Origin of the sequence: Comamonas sp. F1-6, assembly GCF_039581415.1 — a bacterium.
In the GTDB taxonomy this organism is placed as follows: Bacteria; Pseudomonadota; Gammaproteobacteria; order Burkholderiales; family Burkholderiaceae_C; genus Comamonas; species Comamonas thiooxydans.
In genome coordinates this window covers 130,366-147,272 of the sequence record NZ_JBCPWN010000012.1, presented here as the reverse complement: position 1 = coordinate 147,272, position 16,907 = coordinate 130,366, and the positions used below count along the sequence as shown (strand labels likewise).

The following is a 16,907-nucleotide window of genomic DNA, read 5'->3' as shown; positions in this document are numbered from 1 at the left end:
GCAGGGTGTCAAAGCATTCCAGCTACAAAAATACCGGAAACCCATAAAAAGAGAGCGCCAGGCGCTCTCTTTTTATTTCTGCATATTCGGTGCGTAGAAGCGCAGGATGCCGTTTTCATCCAGCCGCCGCGTCAGTTGCCGGCTGAACCAGAGATAGTGCAGGTGAGCCAGAGCCTCGCCCATGGCGAAAGTCATCTGGTGAGTGTCCAGTTGGCGTTTGAAGAGAATGGGAAGGATGTCGGCAGCGCTCAGCCCCTGTAGCCTGGAGGCCAGCATGATGTCGTTCAGACGTTCCTGATGATGGTCCAGCAGTTGCTGGACACGGATATGCAAGCCTGTAAAGGGTTTGCCATGCGAGGGCAGAACATAGGTGTTCTGTGGGAGAGCGAAGTAGCGCTTCAGCGATGTGAGAAACAGCTGCAGCGGGTTGGCTTCGGGCTCGGAAGAATGCACGCTGACATTGGCGGAAATACGGGGAAGCACCATGTCGCCGCTGATCAGTGTCTCGAGCTCGGCGCAGTAAAGCGCCATGTGCTCCGGCGCGTGACCATAGCCGGCAATGCATTGCCATGTGCGGCCGTTGATGTCGATCTCGTCGCCATCCATGATGCGGTGATAGATGTCGGGTATGGGGGCCACCAGGGAAGAGTAGTAGCTGCCACGGCCGCGGACATGGAGCAGAAATTCCTCATCTCTTTGTCCGTGCAGGCTGTAGAAGTCCGCACCGGATTCGCCGCCGAAGCCGTCCCTGTCTTTCATGGCGACGCGGGCGACGTTGTAATCGGTGGCGCTGATCCACAAGGGCGTGTTCCATTGCTGGCAGAGCCAGCCGGCCAGGCCGATATGGTCGGGGTGCATATGGGTGACGATGACGCGCAAAACGGGCAGGCCTTCCAGTTCGGCGGCGAAGATCTGCTCCCATTGCTCGCGCGCCTCGGTGCGATTGACGCAGCAGTCGATGACCGTCCAGCCCTCGCGTACCTGGCCATGCAGATCGGTCTGGCGATCACGCAGCAGCCAGAGATTGATGTGATCGAGGGCAAACGGCAAGGTCATGCGGATCCACTTGACGCCGGGCGCCACTTCCAGAGTCTGGGCCGGACCGGGCAAGGTATCGCCGAGTGGGTAGTGAAGAGCGGATTCTTGGCTTGAGGTCATGGGGCGGTATTTCGTTTAGCATTGACGTTAACGTAAACGTCAGTTTTGTCAAAGCATTTTAGAGATCAAGCCACCTCTGGCAGTCGCCTGTGCGATGCAAGACTTACAACCCCACAGAATCATGTCGACCATTTACACCATCAGTGACCTTGCCAAAGAGTTCGATCTCACGACCCGGGCCATCCGTTTTTATGAGGACATGGGCTTGCTGCAGCCGGAGCGCTCCGGCGCAGGCGGTCGCAATCGCGTGTATTCATCGAGAGACCGCGCACGTCTGCGCCTGACGCTGCGGGCCAAGCGCCTGGGACTGTCGCTGTCCGAGGCCAAGGAAATCATCGACATGTATGACAGCCCGCGTGATACGGGCGTGCAGCTGCGCAAGTTTCTTGACGTGCTGGCCATCCATCGCAAGCAGCTCGAAGCGCAGATGGCCGATCTGCAGGTGACTCTGGATGAGGTGCGAGAGCAGGAAAAAGAGGCTCGCACACTATTGAAAAGGAGCGAGAGCAAAAATGGCGCATAATTGACGTTTACGTAAACGTCAATTGCAAAGCTTTGCTGGAGAGTTGCTATGTCTGTTGCAGGTGTCACCGAGTCTCTGGATTTTGTTCATCGGGTGAAGCAGAGCTTTGCGAAGCAAGGCGCCATGGCCACGATTGGCGCGGAGCTGAGCCTGGTGGAGTCAGGCGTTGTCGATATCTGCCTGGACTGGGCTCCCGGCCTGACGCAGCAGCATGGTTTTTTGCACGCCGGCATGGTATCCACAGCACTGGACTCGGCCTGCGGCTACGCGGGCCTGACGCTGATGCCGGCCGATGCGGCCGTGCTCACCATCGAATTCAAGATCAACCTGCTCGCTCCTGCCAAAGGCCAGCGCTTTCGCATGGAAGGCCGGGTCATCAAGCCCGGACGCACCATCACCGTATCCGAAGGCAAGGCATTTGCCATTGACCAGGGAAAAGAGAAACTGATTGCCACAATGGGCTGCACTCTGATGTGTGTGCAGAACCGTGAAGGCATACAACACTGACAAGACGATTCGTCAGACCCATATCTATAGGAGACAACCATGAGCCTTGCCAATCTGCCCGGACTGAACTTCCAGCTCGGTGAAGACATCGATGCGCTGCGTGATGCGGTGCGTGAATTCGCACAGAGCGAGATTGCTCCGCGTGCGGCCGAGATTGATCGCAGCGACCAGTTCCCCATGGATCTGTGGCGCAAGTTCGGCGAACTGGGCGTGCTCGGCATCACCGTCTCCGAGCAGTATGGCGGTGCCGACATGGGCTATCTGGCGCATATGGTGGCGATGGAGGAAATCTCGCGCGCCAGTGCCTCGGTGGGCCTGTCCTATGGCGCTCACAGCAATCTGTGTGTGAACCAGATCAATCGCAACGGCAGCGAGGCGCAGAAGGCCAAGTACCTACCCAAGCTCATCAGCGGCGAGCATGTGGGCGCGCTGGCCATGAGCGAGCCCGGCGCCGGCTCTGACGTGATCAGCATGAAGCTCAAGGCCGAAGACAAGGGCGGCTACTACCTGCTCAACGGCAGCAAGATGTGGATCACCAACGGGCCCGATGCCGACACCCTGGTGGTCTATGCCAAGACCGAGCCGGAGATGGGCGCGCGCGGCGTGACGGCCTTTCTGATCGAAAAGGGCATGAAGGGCTTCTCGATCGCGCAAAAGCTCGACAAGCTGGGCATGCGCGGCAGCCACACGGGCGAGCTGGTGTTCCAGGATGTGGAAGTGCCGGCTGAAAACATTCTTGGCGGCCTGAACATGGGCGCCAAGGTATTGATGAGCGGCCTGGACTATGAGCGCGCCGTCCTGACCGGCGGCCCGCTGGGCATCATGCAGTCCGTCATGGACAATGTCGTCCCCTATATCCACGACCGCAAGCAGTTCGGCCAGAGCATCGGCGAGTTCCAGCTGATCCAGGGCAAGGTGGCGGACATGTACACCGTGCTGCAAGCAGGCCGCTCTTTTGCCTATACGGTCGCTAAAAACCTGGATCTTCTGGGAACCGATCATGTGCGCCAGGTTCGCAAGGACTGCGCCAGCGTGATCTTGTGGTGCGCGGAGAAGGCTACCTGGATGGCCGGCGAGGGCGTGCAAATCTATGGCGGCAATGGGTATATCAACGAGTATCCGCTCGGTCGTCTGTGGCGAGATGCGAAACTCTACGAGATTGGCGCTGGCACCAGCGAAATTCGCCGCATGCTCATAGGCCGCGAGCTGTTTGCCGAAACCTGCTGAAAAAGCAGGAGCTGCGCCGTTCTTTCAACCACAAAAAGAAGGATAGCTTCATGACAACGACCTCCATCGAAGAACTGTTTGTCCACAACCGCCAATGGGCAGACCAGATGGAGCGTGATCGTCCTGGTTTCTTTACCGGACTGATGGCGCAGCAAAAGCCCAAATACATGTGGATCGGCTGCTCGGACAGCCGCGTGCCAGCCAACCAGATCACGGGTCTGGAGCCTGGCGAGGTGTTCGTGCACCGCAACGTGGCCAACGTGGTGGTGCCCAGCGATCTGAACTGCCTGTCCACCATCCAGTACTCGGTCGATCATCTGAAGATCGAGCACCTGATGGTGGTGGGCCACTATGGCTGCGGCGGCGTGTATGCGGCGCTCAATAATCTGCGTCTGGGTCTGGTGGACAACTGGACCCGCCATGTGCGCGACGTGCGCGACAAGCACATCAAGCTGCTGGAAGGCATCTCCACCCAGTTCCGCCACGATGTGCTGTGCGAGCTCAACGCCATCGAGCAGGTGGTCAACGTGGCCCAGTCCACCGTGATGCAGGATGCCTGGGCCCGTGGCCAGAAGGTGACTCTGCACGGCTGGTGCTACAGCCTCAACAACGGCCACATCACCAACCTCGAAATGACCGTGCCTGGCGTGGGCGGCCTGGAGGATGTCTATAACAAGGCTGTCGAGAAGGTCGCTGCGCGCAAGCGCGACTGATCGCTGCCGCTGCGCAGTTGCAGTGCCCTCAAGCGGACTCAAGGCCTGTGTCGCTTGTTCCGTTTGAGAGTGCTGCTCACTTATCTGGAGCGACTGGCCCGCCATGTTTCCGCAACGACTGGACGCCCCCGAGGCCTATGCCATTGCGCAGGCCCTGATGCATGGCTACAACCAGCATTACCGCATGTTCAGTGCGGAAGCTGCCCGAGCCAAGCAGCGCTTCGAGACCATGGACTGGCCGGGCCAGCAGCAAGCTCAGCGTGAGCGCATAGAGTTCTACGACCGGCAGGTGCGTGCCTGCATCCAGAGGCTGGAAGAGGAGTTTGCCGCCAGCCTGCAGAGTATGGCTGTCTGGCAGCAGGTCAAGCTGCATTACATCGGCCTGATGGTCGATCATCTGCAGCCGGAGCTGGCCGAGACCTTCTTCAACTCGGTCACCACCAAGATTCTGCACCGCACCCATTTCCAGAACGACTTCATCTTCGTGCGTGCGGCCGTCAGCACCGAATACCTGGAAAACACCGCGCCGGGTGCCGTACCCATCTACCGCGCCTACTACCCCGGCAACCTCGTCCAGATCGAAGGCACGCTGCAGAGCCTGTTCGAGCAACTGCAGCTGCAATGCCGCTTCGAAGACCTGCAGCGCGACGTGCATCTGCTGGCCGAGCGCATACGCGAGAGGCTGGCGGGCCTGACGCTCAGGGCCAACTTCCAGCTTCAGGTGCTGTCCAGCCTGTTCTATCGCAACAAGGGAGCGTATCTGGTCGGCAAAATCATCACCGGCTATACCGAGCTGCCGCTGGCGATTCCCATCCTGCATGGAGAAAAGGAGCAGCTCATACTGCATGCGGCCCTGTTCGGAGAGGACGACCTGCATGCGCTGTTCAGCTTTGCGCGCGCCTATTTCATGGTGGACATGGAAGTGCCCAGCGCCTATGTGAGCTTTCTGCGCAGCCTCATGCCGCGCAAGCCCAAGGCGGAAATCTATAACGCCCTGGGTCTGGCCAAGCAGGGAAAGACGCTGTTCTACCGCGACTTTCTGCATCATCTGCGCCACTCCAGCGATCAGCTGCGCATTGCGCCCGGCATCAAAGGCCTGGTCATGCTGGTGTTCGACCTGCCGAGCTTCCCCTATGTGTTCAAGCTCATCAAGGACCGTATTGCCAGCAGCAAGGATGTTTCGCGTCCCCAGGTCAAGGCCAAGTACCAGCTGGTCAAGAAGCATGATCGTGGCGGCCGCATGGCCGACACCATGGAGTACAGCCTGGTGGCTTTTCCCAAGGAGCGCTTCAGCGATGAACTGCTGGCCGAGTTGCACGCCCAGGCTCCCGAGCAGATCGAGATCAGCGACCGCGACGGCGACGGGCAGATGGAAGTCATCATCAGCCATCTCTATATCGAGCGTCGCCTGGTGCCGCTGAATCTGTTCCTGATGGAGTGCCTGGCCGAGGCAGACACCAAGCCGGAGCGCCGCGCTGCCATGGAGCGCGCGATTCTCGAGTACGGCAATGCCATCAAGGATCTGGTCGCCACCAATATCTTTCCCGGCGACATGCTGTGGAAGAACTTCGGCGTCACGCGCGGCGGCAAGGTGGTGTTCTACGACTATGACGAGATCGAATACCTGACCGATTGCAATTTCCGCGAGGTGCCGCAGCCGCGAACCGAGGAAGAGGAGATGTCGGGCGACATCTGGTACTCGGTCGGCCCCAGGGATGTCTTCCCCGAGACCTTCGGGCCTTTTCTGCTGGGCCATCCGGCCGTGCGCGACATCTTCATGCGCCATCACGCCGATCTGCTGGAGGCCGAGTTCTGGCGCGGTCACCAGAGCCGTATCCGTGACGGTCATTTCCTGGACGTGTTCCCCTACGAGCGCAGCCGCTTTCTGCATGCCGGCGACGCAGGACTGGACACGCAGCGTTTCGAGATTCCCGCCAATAGCCTCGCTTGAAGAGGCAGATCACATCCATCCATTTTTCAAGGAGACAAACCATGCATCAGGATCCCGTAGTCATCGTCAGCGCTGCCCGCACTCCCATGGGCGCGTTCCAGGGCGATTTTTCCGATCTGGCCGCCCATGACCTGGGGGGCGCAGCCATCAAGGCGGCAGTCGAGCGCGCCGGCATCCGGCCCGAGCTGGTGGAGGAAGTGCTGTTCGGCAACTGCCTGATGGCGGGCCAGGGCCAGGCTCCGGCTCGCCAGGCCGGCTTCAAGGGCGGACTGCCGCAAAGCACGGGCGCCGTGACCCTGTCCAAGATGTGCGGTGCCGGCATGGAAGCCACCATCCTGGCGCACGACCAGCTCATTGCCGGCAGCCGCGAGGTGATGATTGCCGGCGGCATGGAGAGCATGACCAATGCGCCTTATCTGCTCAAGAAGGGGCGTGGCGGCTATCGCATGGGGCACGACAAGATCTTCGATCACATGATGCTCGACGGTCTGGAGGACGCCTATGAGGCCGGCCGCTCCATGGGCACTTTCGGTGAGGACTGCGCTGCCAAATACCAGTTCACGCGTGAAGCGCAGGACGCGTTTGCCATTGCCAGCGTGCAGCGTGCCCAGGCAGCAGCGCAAAGCGGTGCTTTTGACGCCGAAATCACGCCCGTCACCGTCAAGACCCGCAAGGGCGACGTGACCGTCAGCGTTGACGAAGGCCCGGCCAAGGCCAAGCTGGACAAGATCTCCAGCCTCAAGCCTGCGTTCAAGAAGGACGGCACCATCACGGCCGCTTCCAGCTCCAGCATCAACGACGGCGCTGCCGCCATGGTGCTGATGCGCGAGTCCACCGCCAAGCAGCTGGGCTGCAAGCCGCTGGCGCGCATCGTCTCGCACGCGACCTTTGCACAGGCCCCCGAGTGGTTCACTACCGCACCCGTTGGCGCCACCGAAAAGGCGCTCAAGAAGGCCGGCTGGGCCGTGGAGGATGTGGACCTGTGGGAAATCAACGAAGCCTTTGCCGTGGTGCCCATGGCGCTGATGGCCGATCTCAAGGTCTCGCATGACAAGGTCAACGTGAATGGCGGTGCCTGTGCTCTCGGACACCCGATTGGCGCCAGCGGTGCGCGCATTCTGGTCACCCTGCTGCACGCGCTCAAGACACGCGGCAAGAAGAAGGGCCTGGCCACGCTGTGCATCGGCGGCGGCGAGGCCACGGCCATGGCAATTGAGCTGATCTGACGCCATTTGCTCAGAACCGTCACCGGTTTGCTCTACAGTGAACGCATGTTCAACGGATTGCACGCATTCGCGCTGAATGTGTGCAGCTCACATTGCGGAAATCATTCATGAGCGCAGACATTCACCACGACGAGAGCGAGACCATCAAGCCGCTGGAGCCGCAGCAGATTGATGCTTTCTGGGGCGATTTTTCCAACCAGCTGAGCCAGCTGGAGGAGCTCGATCGCCATGAGTTTGTGGAAAGCTCCAATGAGTTGCTGCGCCAATATGCACCGGGCCTGAGTCTGGAGCTGGAAGGCAAGCTCGGGGAGGCCGGCTCCCGGCTGGTGATCTCGGCCCATGGCAACACGGCGCAGTTCGAGAATGCCCAGGCACTGGTGCGCCAGGCGCCGCGTTTCGAGCATTACAGCGTGCAGGCGTTTCGCAGCCGCGCGCTGGGCAGCAATTTCGGCATGCGCATGGATGGCTTCGAGCTGGCCTGCTCCGATATCCGGGTGGGCTATTACGATGCGGGAGGCATCATAGGCCTCAAGCTCTCGTTCGAGAAGCCCATTGCCAGGGACATGGCCGAGCATGCGCAGCACATGGCTTTCATCATGCTGGACCATGTGCTGGGCGAGTGGGATTTTTCCGTACGCGTGGGTCCGGTCGAGTTTGCCTCCGAGGCAGCGGCCGATGTCTACGGCTCCGCTCTGCTGTCGGAGTTCCCGCCCCTGTTCGATGGCTTCATTCGCCAGCAACTGGGCCGCAGCTATGAATTCCCCCAGGAAGACAGCGACCGCTGGCTCTCGCTCGAAGTGCGTGCACAGGATGCCGACGAGGATGCGCCGCCCGACATCCTGACCTTCCACGACGGTGCCAATGCCGTGGCCACGCGCGCCGATCTGTCGCATTTCATGGAATGGCGCTTCAATTTCTCCAGCCAGCAGGAGCTGGACGGGGTGCGTGACGCCCAGGATGCGCTGGATGAACAACTCAGCCGTGAACAGCGCGGCATTCTTGCCTTCTCGCGCGTGGAAAACATGAGTGCCCGCGTGGCCACCTACTATGTGGAAGATCCGGCCCATGCGGTGCAACTGGCCGGACAGCTGGGCAGACAGCATGTGCCCGAACTGGAGGGCGAGCTCAGCGTGAGCTTCGACCCTTCCTGGAACGAGTTCCTGTCACTGTACGCAGCCATCCACCGCAACGACCGTCCCGAGGAGGTCCTGGCTTCATGATCACTTCGCGCGAACAACTGCTGCAGTTGTACGAGCCTCCTGCCGAGCGGGCACTGCTCAAGCAGCAGTGGGAGCTGGATCGGCACTGCCTGCGCTTTATCGCGCTGTCGCCGTTTCTGGTCATGGCCACCGGCGGTGCGGGCGGCACCTTGCTCGATGCTTCGCCACGGGGTGGCAAGCCTGGCTTCGTCAAGGCACCGGACGCCAATACCTTGCTCATTCCCGATGCGGGCGGCAACAACCGGCTGGACAGCCTGAGCAATCTGCTCGACGACCCGCGCCTGGGTTTGCTGTTCTTTGTGCCGGGCTTCGATGAAACCCTGCGCGTCAACGGCACAGCCCAGCTGCGTGATGAGGCGCATTACACGGCCTTGTTTGCCAGCGATCATTTCCGCCCCAAGCTGGTGATCGAAGTCCGTGTGCAGGAGGCTTATCTGCACTGTGCCAAGGCGCTGATGCGCTCCCGCCTGTGGAGCGAGGAGGCCAGGGTGGCGCGCAACGTCATGCCTACGCTCAATCAGATCATCCATGCCCAAATGGGTCTGACCGCCCAGCCTGAATCGCAGGAAAGCATGGTGGCCCGCTATGGCGCCATGATTGCTGCCGAGCAGACCAAGAAAAGTTGATAGCTGACAGCGCTTGCCATGAAAGGATTCTGGATGAAAAACGTTTTGAAACCCAACATTCATAGGCGCAAACAGCTATGGCTTTGATACTGATTCTTGGGGCGTCACGCGGCCTGGGCCGAGCCCTGGCCGAGGCCTATCTGGCACAGGGCCACCAGGTGATTGCCACCGTGCGCAAGGCTGAAGACATGGTCGACCTGCAGGCACGCGGCGCCCGGGTGCTGCAGGTCGATCTGGCCGATCCCGCTAGCGTCAGCGGCCTGGCCTGGCAGCTCGACGGGGCCAGCATCGATATCGCGCTTTACGTGGCCGGTGTCTGGGACGGTCATGACGCAGGCGTGCCGCCTACCCAGCAGCAGTTCGATCTGGTGATGCACAGCAATGTGCTGGGCTTTATGCAGGCCCTGCCGCAGATTGCTCCCATGGTGCAGGAGGCTGGCGGCGTGATCGGCGTCTTCTCCAGCGGCATGTCCCTGCTGGCTGATGCGGACGAGAGCGCCTGGCTGTACCGCGTCAGCAAGGCTGCGCTCAATATGGCCGTGGTCTCGGCCTGCCGCCAATGGCCGGGCCTGACGCTGCTGGCGCTGGACCCGGGCTGGGTGCAGACCGAGATGGGCGGCGCTGCGGCCCCGCTGTCGGTGGCTCAAAGCGTGCAGGGGCTGATGCAGGCCCTGGCGCAGGTCAAGCCCGAAGACCGTGGTCAGCTGCTGCGCCACGACGGCAGATACATCAAGCTTCTAGACGCCTAGCCCAGGCTGAACAACGGGCATATAGCTATAAATATCGGAGACAACATGCTGCTGAATCAGGACCAGGAAATGATCCGCGACGCTTTGCGCGATTTTGTGCGCGAGCAGATCACCCCCCATGCCGCGCGCTGGGACAAGGAGCACGAGTTCCCCAAGGACGTGCACCAGGGGCTGGCCGCGCTCGGTGCCTATGGCATCTGCGTGCCCGAGGAACTCGGCGGTGCGGGCCTGGACTATGTGAGCCTGGCGCTGGTGCTCGAGGAAATCGCCGCTGGCGATGGTGGCACCAGCACCGTCATCAGCGTGACCAATTGCCCGGTCAATGCCATCCTCATGAAGTACGGCAATGCCGGCCAGCAGGAGCAATGGCTGCGTCCGCTGGCGCAGGGCCAGATGCTGGGAGCCTTCTGCCTGACCGAGCCCCATGTGGGCAGCGATGCCTCGGCGCTGCGTACCACGGCCGTACGCGATGGCGGCGACTACGTCATCAACGGCGTCAAGCAGTTCATCACCAGCGGCAAGAATGGCGATGTAGCCATCGTCATCGCCGTCACCGACAAGACGGCGGGCAAGAAGGGCATGAGTGCCTTCATCGTGCCCACCGGCAATCCCGGCTACCAGGTGGCACGCCTCGAAGACAAGCTGGGCCAGCACAGCAGCGATACGGCGCAGATCAATTTCGAGAACTGCCGCATTCCCGCCGCGAACCTGATCGGGGCCGAGGGCGAGGGCTACAGGATTGCACTTTCCGCACTGGAAGGCGGGCGTATCGGCATTGCCGCGCAAAGCGTGGGCATGGCGCGTGCAGCCTTTGAATGCGCGCTGCAATACAGCAAGGAACGCGAGAGCTTTGGTCAGCCCATCTTCAACCATCAGGCCGTGGGCTTCAGGCTTGCCGAATGCGCGACGCAGATCGAAGCGGCCCGGCAACTGATCTGGCATGCTGCCAGCCTGCGTGATGCGGGTCTTCCCTGCCTCAAGGAAGCAGCCATGGCCAAGCTCTTTGCCAGCGAGATGGCCGAGCGCGTATGCAGCGCCGCCATCCAGACCCTGGGCGGCTATGGCGTGGTGAGCGACTTTCCCGTGGAGCGCATCTATCGCGATGTGCGCGTATGCCAGATCTACGAAGGCACCAGCGATGTGCAGAAGATCCTGATCCAGCGGGCGCTGGCCTGATCTGAGTCAGGTGGCAAAAGCCCGCCGCTGTCAACTGCTGTGCACGAGGCTGTGGCACATCAGGGGACGGGCCGGTTGCCGATGTCACAAGGCCTGCTTAGGATGTGCTCAGTGTGGGGAGTTCCCCCAGGGGTTTCAACCATTTGCAGCAGGAGTCCGGCATGCCTTTTGCCCAGGTCAATGGTCAGAATATCTACTACGAGGACACGGGAGGGCGTGGCCCGGCCATTGTGTTCTCGCACGGCCTGCTCATGGATCACACCATGTTCGAGCCGCAGATTCAGGCTTTGCAGGGGCAGTATCGCTGCATCAGCTGGGATGAGCGCGGCCACGGGCAGACCGCTGATCCCGAGCATTGCGAAGCGTTCAGCTACTATGACTCGGCCGACGATCTGGCGGCCTTGCTCAAATATCTGGGTGTGGAAAAAGCGGTGCTGGTGGGCATGTCGCAAGGCGGCTATCTGTCGCTGCGCTGCGCGCTGATTCATCCGGATGTCGTGGGTGCGCTGGTGCTGATAGACACCCAGGCCATGCTGGAAGACCCCGAGCAGATGCCGCACCACGAGGCCTTGCTCAAGGCCTGGATGGAGCATGGGCTGTCGGATGACATGGCCACCATCGTGGAGCACACGATTCTGGGCCAGGGCTGGCCCGGAGCTGCGCAGTGGCGCGCCAAATGGAAGCAGGCCTCTCCGATCAACCTGGGGCAGAGCTTTGCGACGCTGGCGCTGCGCGACGACATCAGCCCGCGCCTGGCAGAAATCAAGGTGCCCGCGCTGGTGATTCATGGCGACAAGGATGCTGCCATCGGTGTGGAGCGTGCGCGGGCCATGTTCAAGGGCTTGCCCCAGGCCCAGTGGGTGGATGTGGCCGGTGCGGGCCATGCAGCCAATCTCACGCACCCGGAACCCGTGAATGCGGCCATCAGGCAGTTTCTGGACGGCCTGCACTGAGAACTTAAACACGTTCTGAGGCTCTCAGGCCTCCCCCAGCTCAGCCATGCTGCGCTTGCGCAGCACCACGGTGATCTGGCCGTTGGTCTCGATCGTGGCGCGCTCCACCTCATGCGCGTTGAGACAGCCATTGGAGCGCAGGGCCGCAGCCAGGTCTTCGGCAGTGATCTGCTCCTGCGTCATCAGACTGGGTTGCACAATGCCCTGGTGGATCAGAACCTTGGGTTTGCCATTCACCAGCCTGCGAAGCCTCGCAAAGCGGTAACTCAGGCGGGAGAGCAGCGCATGGCAGGCCAGCAGCGTGCCGGCACTGATCAGGCCGCCGATCAGCGAGTTGTCGCCCGCATTCATGGAGTTCTGTACTGCGTTGGAAAGAATCAGCAGCAGCACCAGGTCGAAAGGTGCGTACTGGCCGGTCTGGCGCCGGCCGGTCAGACGCAGAAACACCAGCAGAAACAGGTAGACGCTGACACCGCGAATCACGAACTCCCACCAGGGAGCAGCCATGGAGAACATAGGCAAACCTTTGAACAGCGAGCTTTGGACTGCCGCTACTGTGCTCTGAGGCAACCGACTGCGCAAGCCGGCTTGCTCGTTGTTCGACTTGGCCGACAATGCAGCATTGCCAATCAAGACTGCCAAAGTTGTGAAAGAAGCCGAGAAAAAGCGGGACTGTCCCTGTGGACGCAAGAATGCCAAGGGGCGGCTGCTGGCCTATGCCGATTGCTGCGGCCGCTATATCGATCACTGGGATGCCCGGCCCGCTCCCGATGCCGAGGCGCTGATGCGCTCGCGCTACACGGCCTTCGTGTCTGAGAATCAGGAATATTTGCAAGCCACCTGGCATGCCAGCCAGCGCCCGTCGCAGCTCGATTTCGATGCCGCCACCAAATGGCTGGGACTGGATGTGAAGCAGTTTCAGTTGACCGGCGATGCTTGTGCAGAGGTCGAATTCGTCGCCCGCTATCGTCTGGCGGGTCGTGCCGTGCGCCTGCATGAGCGCAGCCGCTTTGTGCTCGAGGGTGGGCGCTGGTTCTACGTCGATGGCGACCAATTCTGAAGTCGATTCGGCGCAGTTGACCCGGCTGCAGGCCTGGTTGCGCCTGTTGCAGTCCCTGGCTTCGCGTGGCTCCTCCGAAATCGCCGCATTGCTGATTCCTGCCCTGCTGCTGTGGGTCAGTACCCGCAACAGCCCAGCCGTCAGCGCGGGGCTGGCCTGGTGGTGGGGACTGATGATCGTCATGGCGCTGGGCTTTCTGCTGTTTCGCCGCAGCCTGCATCGTCAGTGGCGGTCGGCGCGCGATTGGGAGCCATCGCGACTGCAGGCGGCATTGACGACCTGGCAGCGACAGCTGGCGCTGGCCGCACTGATCAACGGCCTGCTTTGGGTCAGCGTGCTGGCCTTTACCTGGGGCGAAAGCCATAGTGAGCTGCGTCTGCTGATCTATCTGGTGCTGCTGGGCGTGATGGCATCGGCCGCCACTTTTCTGGCGCCCGTACTGCAGGTGTTTGCCGCCTTCATGGCGGGTATCTATTTGCCCATGTTGCTGTGCACGCTGCATTACTTTCCGAAAAAAGGCCCTTATCTGTTGCCGCTGCTGCTGCTGTACGGCGCCATACTTGCACGCCACGCCTGGGGCGCGCGGCGCTTCGTGCAGCAGCAGATGGCGCACGAGCTGGAGCGTCAGGCACTGGCGGAGCGCTATCGCGAGGCCAAGGAGCAGGCCGAGAATGCGCTGGCCGAGAAAAACTGGTTCATTTCCGCCGCCAGCCATGATCTGCGGCAACCCTTGCATGCCATGGGCCTGATGCTGCAAGCCGCCCACCAGCGCAATCAGGATGACGAGCTGGCACAACTGCTGCAGGAAATGCAGGCCTGCACGCGCGATCTGGGCTCCATGTTCAACGACTTGATGGATCTGTCGCGACTTGAGGGCGACAGCTTCGCACCGCAATGGCAGGCGGTATCCATGAGTGCGGTGCTGGACGAGGCTCGGCGCCTGTTCTCGCGCGAGGCAGCGCAGCGCGGTCTGCGTCTGCGCGTGAGGCAGCCGGCTCATATGCCGGCGCTGTGCACGGATGCGGTGCTGTTGCGGCAGATGGTTTTCAATCTGCTGCAAAACGCGCTGCGCTACACCGACCAGGGCGGGGTGCTGCTGGCGCTGCGGCACAGGCAGGGGCGCTGGCTTTTGCAGGTGTGGGACAGCGGCTGCGGCATGAGCGAGCAGGAATGCGCACAGGTCTTCATGCGTCACTATCGCAGCCCTGCGCGCCAGCAGCGCGATGCCAGGGATGGCGTGCCGGCGCCATTGCGCGGGCGTGGCCTGGGCTTGTCCGTGGTGGCGCTGGCGGCGCAGCGGCTGGGCGTGGAATGCGGGGTTCAGTCGCTGCCGGGCAAGGGTTCATGTTTCTGGCTGCGCTGGCCGCAGGATGCCGAGCAGTGGCAGACCTCGTCTGTGCTGCCGGCACCGCCGATATCGACTGGGCCGCAGTGGTTCGCCCCCTTGCAGGGACACTGCCTGGTCGTGGAAAACGATGCGCAGCTGGCCCCGGTGCTGGTGCAGATTTTGCAGAGCTGGGGTGTGCAGGTGCAAAGAGCGCGCAGCTTGCCTGAGGCGCAGCAACTGCTGGCCGATGGATTGCGGCCAGACTTTGTGTTGTGCGACCAGCGATTGAAGGATGGTGCAAGCGGGCTTGAGTGCTTGATGCAGCTGCTGGACCAGCATCCGCAAGCCAGCGGTGCTTTGATGAGCGGCGATGAGGAGATGCTGGAGCAGGTCCAGGATCAGGGCTATCTGGCTCTGGCGACGCCCTTGCAGCCCGACCAGCTGCATGCGGTGCTGGCGCGCTGTATGGCGATCCGTCAGCCTTAGTCCAAGTCGACCTCGATGCCTCGCATGCGCGTGATCAGCGCCACGCGGTTGCTGGCTCCCAGGCGCTGAAGCAGGGCGGTGACATGTTCCTTGACCGTGTATTCGGACAGGTTCAGCGCCTGTGCAATGGCGCGATTGGGCTTGCCCTGCAGCAACAGGCTCAGCACCTGAGCCTGGCGCGCAGTGATGCCGAGCTCTCTGGCGCTCATGTGCAGGATGCTTCCCGCAGTTGGCGCCGGAGGGGCGGTGGGGATGGGAGGCAGGGCCTCAAACCAGGTGCGACCGGCCAGCAGGGCTTGCACTGCTGCCTGAAATTCCTGAGACGGGCTGCTTTTGTGCACAAAGCCATGCACACCTGCGGCTGCGGCCTTGCTGGCGATGGCCGGGTGCTTGTCGCCGCTGGTCACCAGAATGCGTGTGCCAGGAGCCAAGGCCAGGATGCTGTGCACAAATTCCAGTGATGCGCCGTCCTCCAGCCAGAAGTCCATCACGGTGATAACGGGCTCACCCAGCGCAGCAATCATTGCCAGAGCCTCATTGCCGTGTGCCGCACAGCGCACCCGCTGCACGCCGGCGCTGGTCATCAGCACATGGGCTGCACCCTCCGCGACCAGCGGGTGATCATCCACCACCAGCGCATAGGGCTGTGCGCTCAGTTGAGTGGTGCTCAGGATTTGCAGTAGATCGGGCATGAGCGTTCCTTTGGGGCTTGGTAACAAAGACCCCTCCTCGGTAGGGAGTGATCTGCTCGCAAGCCTTCTGACAATGTCTGTAAGACGACGCTGCTTGTTATCTCAGTGTCGGGATATGGACATTTTCAACCAACATCAAGACCGAGGAGCAAGCCCGTGCCATCTCTTATGCAAATCACCCGTAGAACTGCAGCCTTGCTGCTGATTTCCACTCTGGCTGCCTGTGGCGGCGGTGGTGGTGGAGACGGAGGCAGCGGCGCAGGCTCAGGAGGCGGCTCCGAAGGTGGCGGCGGCAATACGGGAGGCGGGGACAACGGCGGCGGCAACAATGGTGGCGGTACTGGTGGCGGCACCGGCAATCAGGCCGTCACGGGGACCTACAAGATGGGCGGCCAGACGGCCACCAGCCATGCGCAGATGCTGGATGCCGCCAACAGCATGGGCGCAGACGGCTATGCGCTGTTCAGTTCCCTGGCGGGCTCGATCTCTTCGACCGGTGCGGAGATCGGCGACTTCTATCTCACGGATACCGCGCATGCAGGCCGCAAGTTCAGCTATGTCAATCCTGCGGCGCAGCCATCGCGCACCGCCTTTCTGGCACAGCTGAACCAACAGGGCAGCAGCGGCTATATGTACAAGTCCGATGCGGTGTTCAGCGATGTCAGCGACATCCGCAGCGTCTATGTCAAGGACAACAGCCGCAGCGACCAGTTCAGCTACAGAACGGTGACGCCCGTGGCCACGACCGCCGAAGCCTTTGCCACGGAGCTCAACGGACAGGGGGCCGAAGGCTATCGCTATCTGGGTCCCCAGATCGTCAACAACGAGCTGTTCAGCCTGTATGCCAAGCGCAATGACAGCGTCACCTATACCTATCAGGTCGACAAGCTCGGCAGCGCATCCTCGGCCGCCGATGCTGCAGAAATGAGAACGCGCCTGGCCCAGAAGGGTGCGGACGGCTGGTTCATCCGCGGCACGCAGGGGCTGGGCAGCGACCCGATGAACATGAACTATGTGGATGTCTTCGAGAAAAGCTCGGCACAGAATGGCGCCATCGAGTATCTGGTCGAGGCCTCGGCAAGCAGTGACTCGCTCACAACCCAGCTGAGCAATATGAATGCCAATGCAGCCAACGGCTTCTTCTATTTCAGCGGCATCATGACTGCCGACAACAAGACGAGCACCATCTACGCCAAGAACAGCGCGTGGATGATCAATCCGCTGGCCGGAGTGACCTTCCCCTGAACTCGAAAAGGGCGTGAGCGCATAATCACGCCCTCTGTTTCTTGATACTAGGCGCCGTTGGGCGCCTT

General features: G+C 61.5%; 17 protein-coding genes. 14 read left to right on the top strand and 3 right to left on the bottom strand.

All coding sequences use genetic code 11. The features are described from left to right. Nucleotides 1–72: 72 nt before the first annotated feature. Nucleotides 73–1,158, bottom strand: coding sequence for an MBL fold metallo-hydrolase (locus tag AAIL66_RS14185; RefSeq protein WP_343496999.1), 1,086 nt, complete (start codon nt 1,156–1,158; stop codon nt 73–75). 121 nt (nt 1,159–1,279) lie between these two features. Between AAIL66_RS14185 and AAIL66_RS14180 the strand changes: the two genes are divergently transcribed. The 11 genes from AAIL66_RS14180 to AAIL66_RS14130 all read left to right on the top strand — a co-directional run bounded on the left by AAIL66_RS14180 (nt 1,280) and on the right by AAIL66_RS14130 (nt 12,029). After that, nucleotides 1,280–1,681, top strand: coding sequence for a MerR family DNA-binding transcriptional regulator (locus tag AAIL66_RS14180; RefSeq protein WP_003061601.1), 402 nt, complete (start codon nt 1,280–1,282; stop codon nt 1,679–1,681). A 48-nt stretch (nt 1,682–1,729) separates the two neighbouring features. Continuing rightward, nucleotides 1,730–2,188: a PaaI family thioesterase gene (locus tag AAIL66_RS14175; protein ID WP_343496998.1), complete on the top strand. Its 459-nt coding sequence runs from the start codon at nt 1,730–1,732 to the stop codon at nt 2,186–2,188. Nucleotides 2,189–2,227: 39 nt separating this feature from the next. Further along, nucleotides 2,228–3,415, top strand: coding sequence for an isovaleryl-CoA dehydrogenase (locus tag AAIL66_RS14170; RefSeq protein WP_343496997.1), 1,188 nt, complete (start codon nt 2,228–2,230; stop codon nt 3,413–3,415). 50 nt (nt 3,416–3,465) lie between these two features. Next, nucleotides 3,466–4,128 (top strand): carbonate dehydratase, encoded by a 663-nt coding sequence (gene can, locus AAIL66_RS14165; protein WP_003061612.1) that lies wholly within the window; start codon nt 3,466–3,468, stop codon nt 4,126–4,128. 103 nt (nt 4,129–4,231) lie between these two features. After that, a complete protein-coding gene (gene aceK, locus AAIL66_RS14160; RefSeq protein WP_343496996.1) occupies nt 4,232–6,079 on the top strand; it encodes a bifunctional isocitrate dehydrogenase kinase/phosphatase in 1,848 nt (615 codons plus the stop codon). Nucleotides 6,080–6,120: 41 nt separating this feature from the next. Next, complete coding sequence (locus AAIL66_RS14155; RefSeq protein ID WP_034357074.1) at nt 6,121–7,305, top strand: acetyl-CoA C-acyltransferase; 1,185 nt, start codon at nt 6,121–6,123, stop codon at nt 7,303–7,305. 107 nt (nt 7,306–7,412) lie between these two features. Continuing rightward, entirely contained in the window at nt 7,413–8,525 is a 1,113-nt protein-coding gene (locus AAIL66_RS14150) for a hypothetical protein (protein ID WP_034405857.1), read from the top strand. Then, nucleotides 8,522–9,151, top strand: a complete 630-nt coding sequence (locus AAIL66_RS14145) for an MSMEG_1061 family FMN-dependent PPOX-type flavoprotein (protein WP_034357077.1) — start codon at nt 8,522–8,524, stop codon at nt 9,149–9,151. The genes AAIL66_RS14150 and AAIL66_RS14145 overlap by 4 nt, the downstream gene beginning before the upstream one ends. A 77-nt stretch (nt 9,152–9,228) precedes the next feature. Next, nucleotides 9,229–9,900 (top strand): SDR family oxidoreductase, encoded by a 672-nt coding sequence (locus tag AAIL66_RS14140; protein ID WP_343496995.1) that lies wholly within the window; start codon nt 9,229–9,231, stop codon nt 9,898–9,900. A 45-nt stretch (nt 9,901–9,945) separates the two neighbouring features. Then, nucleotides 9,946–11,076 carry an acyl-CoA dehydrogenase family protein gene (locus AAIL66_RS14135; protein WP_034391770.1) on the top strand — a complete coding sequence of 377 codons (1,131 nt, stop codon included), beginning with the start codon at nt 9,946–9,948 and terminating at the stop codon, nt 11,074–11,076. A gap of 161 nt (nt 11,077–11,237) precedes the next feature. Next, nucleotides 11,238–12,029 carry an alpha/beta hydrolase gene (locus tag AAIL66_RS14130; protein WP_003073149.1) on the top strand — a complete coding sequence of 264 codons (792 nt, stop codon included), beginning with the start codon at nt 11,238–11,240 and terminating at the stop codon, nt 12,027–12,029. A gap of 24 nt (nt 12,030–12,053) precedes the next feature. Here AAIL66_RS14130 and AAIL66_RS14125 read toward each other — a convergent pair whose 3' ends face one another. Continuing rightward, nucleotides 12,054–12,545, bottom strand: a complete 492-nt coding sequence (locus AAIL66_RS14125; RefSeq protein WP_034357088.1) for a YetF domain-containing protein — start codon at nt 12,543–12,545, stop codon at nt 12,054–12,056. A gap of 130 nt (nt 12,546–12,675) precedes the next feature. Between AAIL66_RS14125 and AAIL66_RS14120 the strand changes: the two genes are divergently transcribed. Next, nucleotides 12,676–13,089: a YchJ family metal-binding protein gene (locus tag AAIL66_RS14120; protein WP_343496994.1), complete on the top strand. Its 414-nt coding sequence runs from the start codon at nt 12,676–12,678 to the stop codon at nt 13,087–13,089. Further along, nucleotides 13,073–14,902: a hybrid sensor histidine kinase/response regulator gene (locus AAIL66_RS14115; protein ID WP_343496993.1), complete on the top strand. Its 1,830-nt coding sequence runs from the start codon at nt 13,073–13,075 to the stop codon at nt 14,900–14,902. The genes AAIL66_RS14120 and AAIL66_RS14115 overlap by 17 nt, the downstream gene beginning before the upstream one ends. Here the strand turns inward: AAIL66_RS14115 and AAIL66_RS14110 are convergent. Then, a complete protein-coding gene (locus AAIL66_RS14110; RefSeq protein ID WP_343496992.1) occupies nt 14,899–15,594 on the bottom strand; it encodes a response regulator transcription factor in 696 nt (231 codons plus the stop codon). The two genes, AAIL66_RS14115 and AAIL66_RS14110, sit on opposite strands and share 4 nt — an antisense overlap. Nucleotides 15,595–15,762: 168 nt before the next feature. On the opposite strand from AAIL66_RS14110, the gene AAIL66_RS14105 reads away from it, so the two are divergent. Next, nucleotides 15,763–16,839, top strand: coding sequence for a hypothetical protein (locus tag AAIL66_RS14105; protein WP_242607092.1), 1,077 nt, complete (start codon nt 15,763–15,765; stop codon nt 16,837–16,839). Nucleotides 16,840–16,907 lie beyond the last annotated feature (68 nt).

Excerpts from the sequence above, each read along its gene's own strand:
- AAIL66_RS14105 (WP_242607092.1), top strand. The coding sequence starts at position 15,763 with ATGCAAATCACCCGTAGAACTGCAGCCTTGCTGCTGATTTCCACTCTG.
- AAIL66_RS14155 (WP_034357074.1), top strand. The coding sequence starts at position 6,121 with ATGCATCAGGATCCCGTAGTCATCGTCAGCGCTGCCCGCACTCCCATG.
- AAIL66_RS14110 (WP_343496992.1), bottom strand. The coding sequence starts at position 15,594 with ATGCCCGATCTACTGCAAATCCTGAGCACCACTCAACTGAGCGCACAG.
- AAIL66_RS14170 (WP_343496997.1), top strand. The coding sequence starts at position 2,228 with ATGAGCCTTGCCAATCTGCCCGGACTGAACTTCCAGCTCGGTGAAGAC.
- AAIL66_RS14140 (WP_343496995.1), top strand. The coding sequence starts at position 9,229 with ATGGCTTTGATACTGATTCTTGGGGCGTCACGCGGCCTGGGCCGAGCC.
- AAIL66_RS14125 (WP_034357088.1), bottom strand. The coding sequence starts at position 12,545 with ATGTTCTCCATGGCTGCTCCCTGGTGGGAGTTCGTGATTCGCGGTGTC.
- aceK (WP_343496996.1), top strand. The coding sequence starts at position 4,232 with ATGTTTCCGCAACGACTGGACGCCCCCGAGGCCTATGCCATTGCGCAG.
- AAIL66_RS14135 (WP_034391770.1), top strand. The coding sequence starts at position 9,946 with ATGCTGCTGAATCAGGACCAGGAAATGATCCGCGACGCTTTGCGCGAT.
- AAIL66_RS14145 (WP_034357077.1), top strand. The coding sequence starts at position 8,522 with ATGATCACTTCGCGCGAACAACTGCTGCAGTTGTACGAGCCTCCTGCC.
- AAIL66_RS14175 (WP_343496998.1), top strand. The coding sequence starts at position 1,730 with ATGTCTGTTGCAGGTGTCACCGAGTCTCTGGATTTTGTTCATCGGGTG.
- AAIL66_RS14150 (WP_034405857.1), top strand. The coding sequence starts at position 7,413 with ATGAGCGCAGACATTCACCACGACGAGAGCGAGACCATCAAGCCGCTG.
- AAIL66_RS14180 (WP_003061601.1), top strand. The coding sequence starts at position 1,280 with ATGTCGACCATTTACACCATCAGTGACCTTGCCAAAGAGTTCGATCTC.
- AAIL66_RS14130 (WP_003073149.1), top strand. The coding sequence starts at position 11,238 with ATGCCTTTTGCCCAGGTCAATGGTCAGAATATCTACTACGAGGACACG.
- AAIL66_RS14115 (WP_343496993.1), top strand. The coding sequence starts at position 13,073 with ATGGCGACCAATTCTGAAGTCGATTCGGCGCAGTTGACCCGGCTGCAG.
- AAIL66_RS14185 (WP_343496999.1), bottom strand. The coding sequence starts at position 1,158 with ATGACCTCAAGCCAAGAATCCGCTCTTCACTACCCACTCGGCGATACC.
- can (WP_003061612.1), top strand. The coding sequence starts at position 3,466 with ATGACAACGACCTCCATCGAAGAACTGTTTGTCCACAACCGCCAATGG.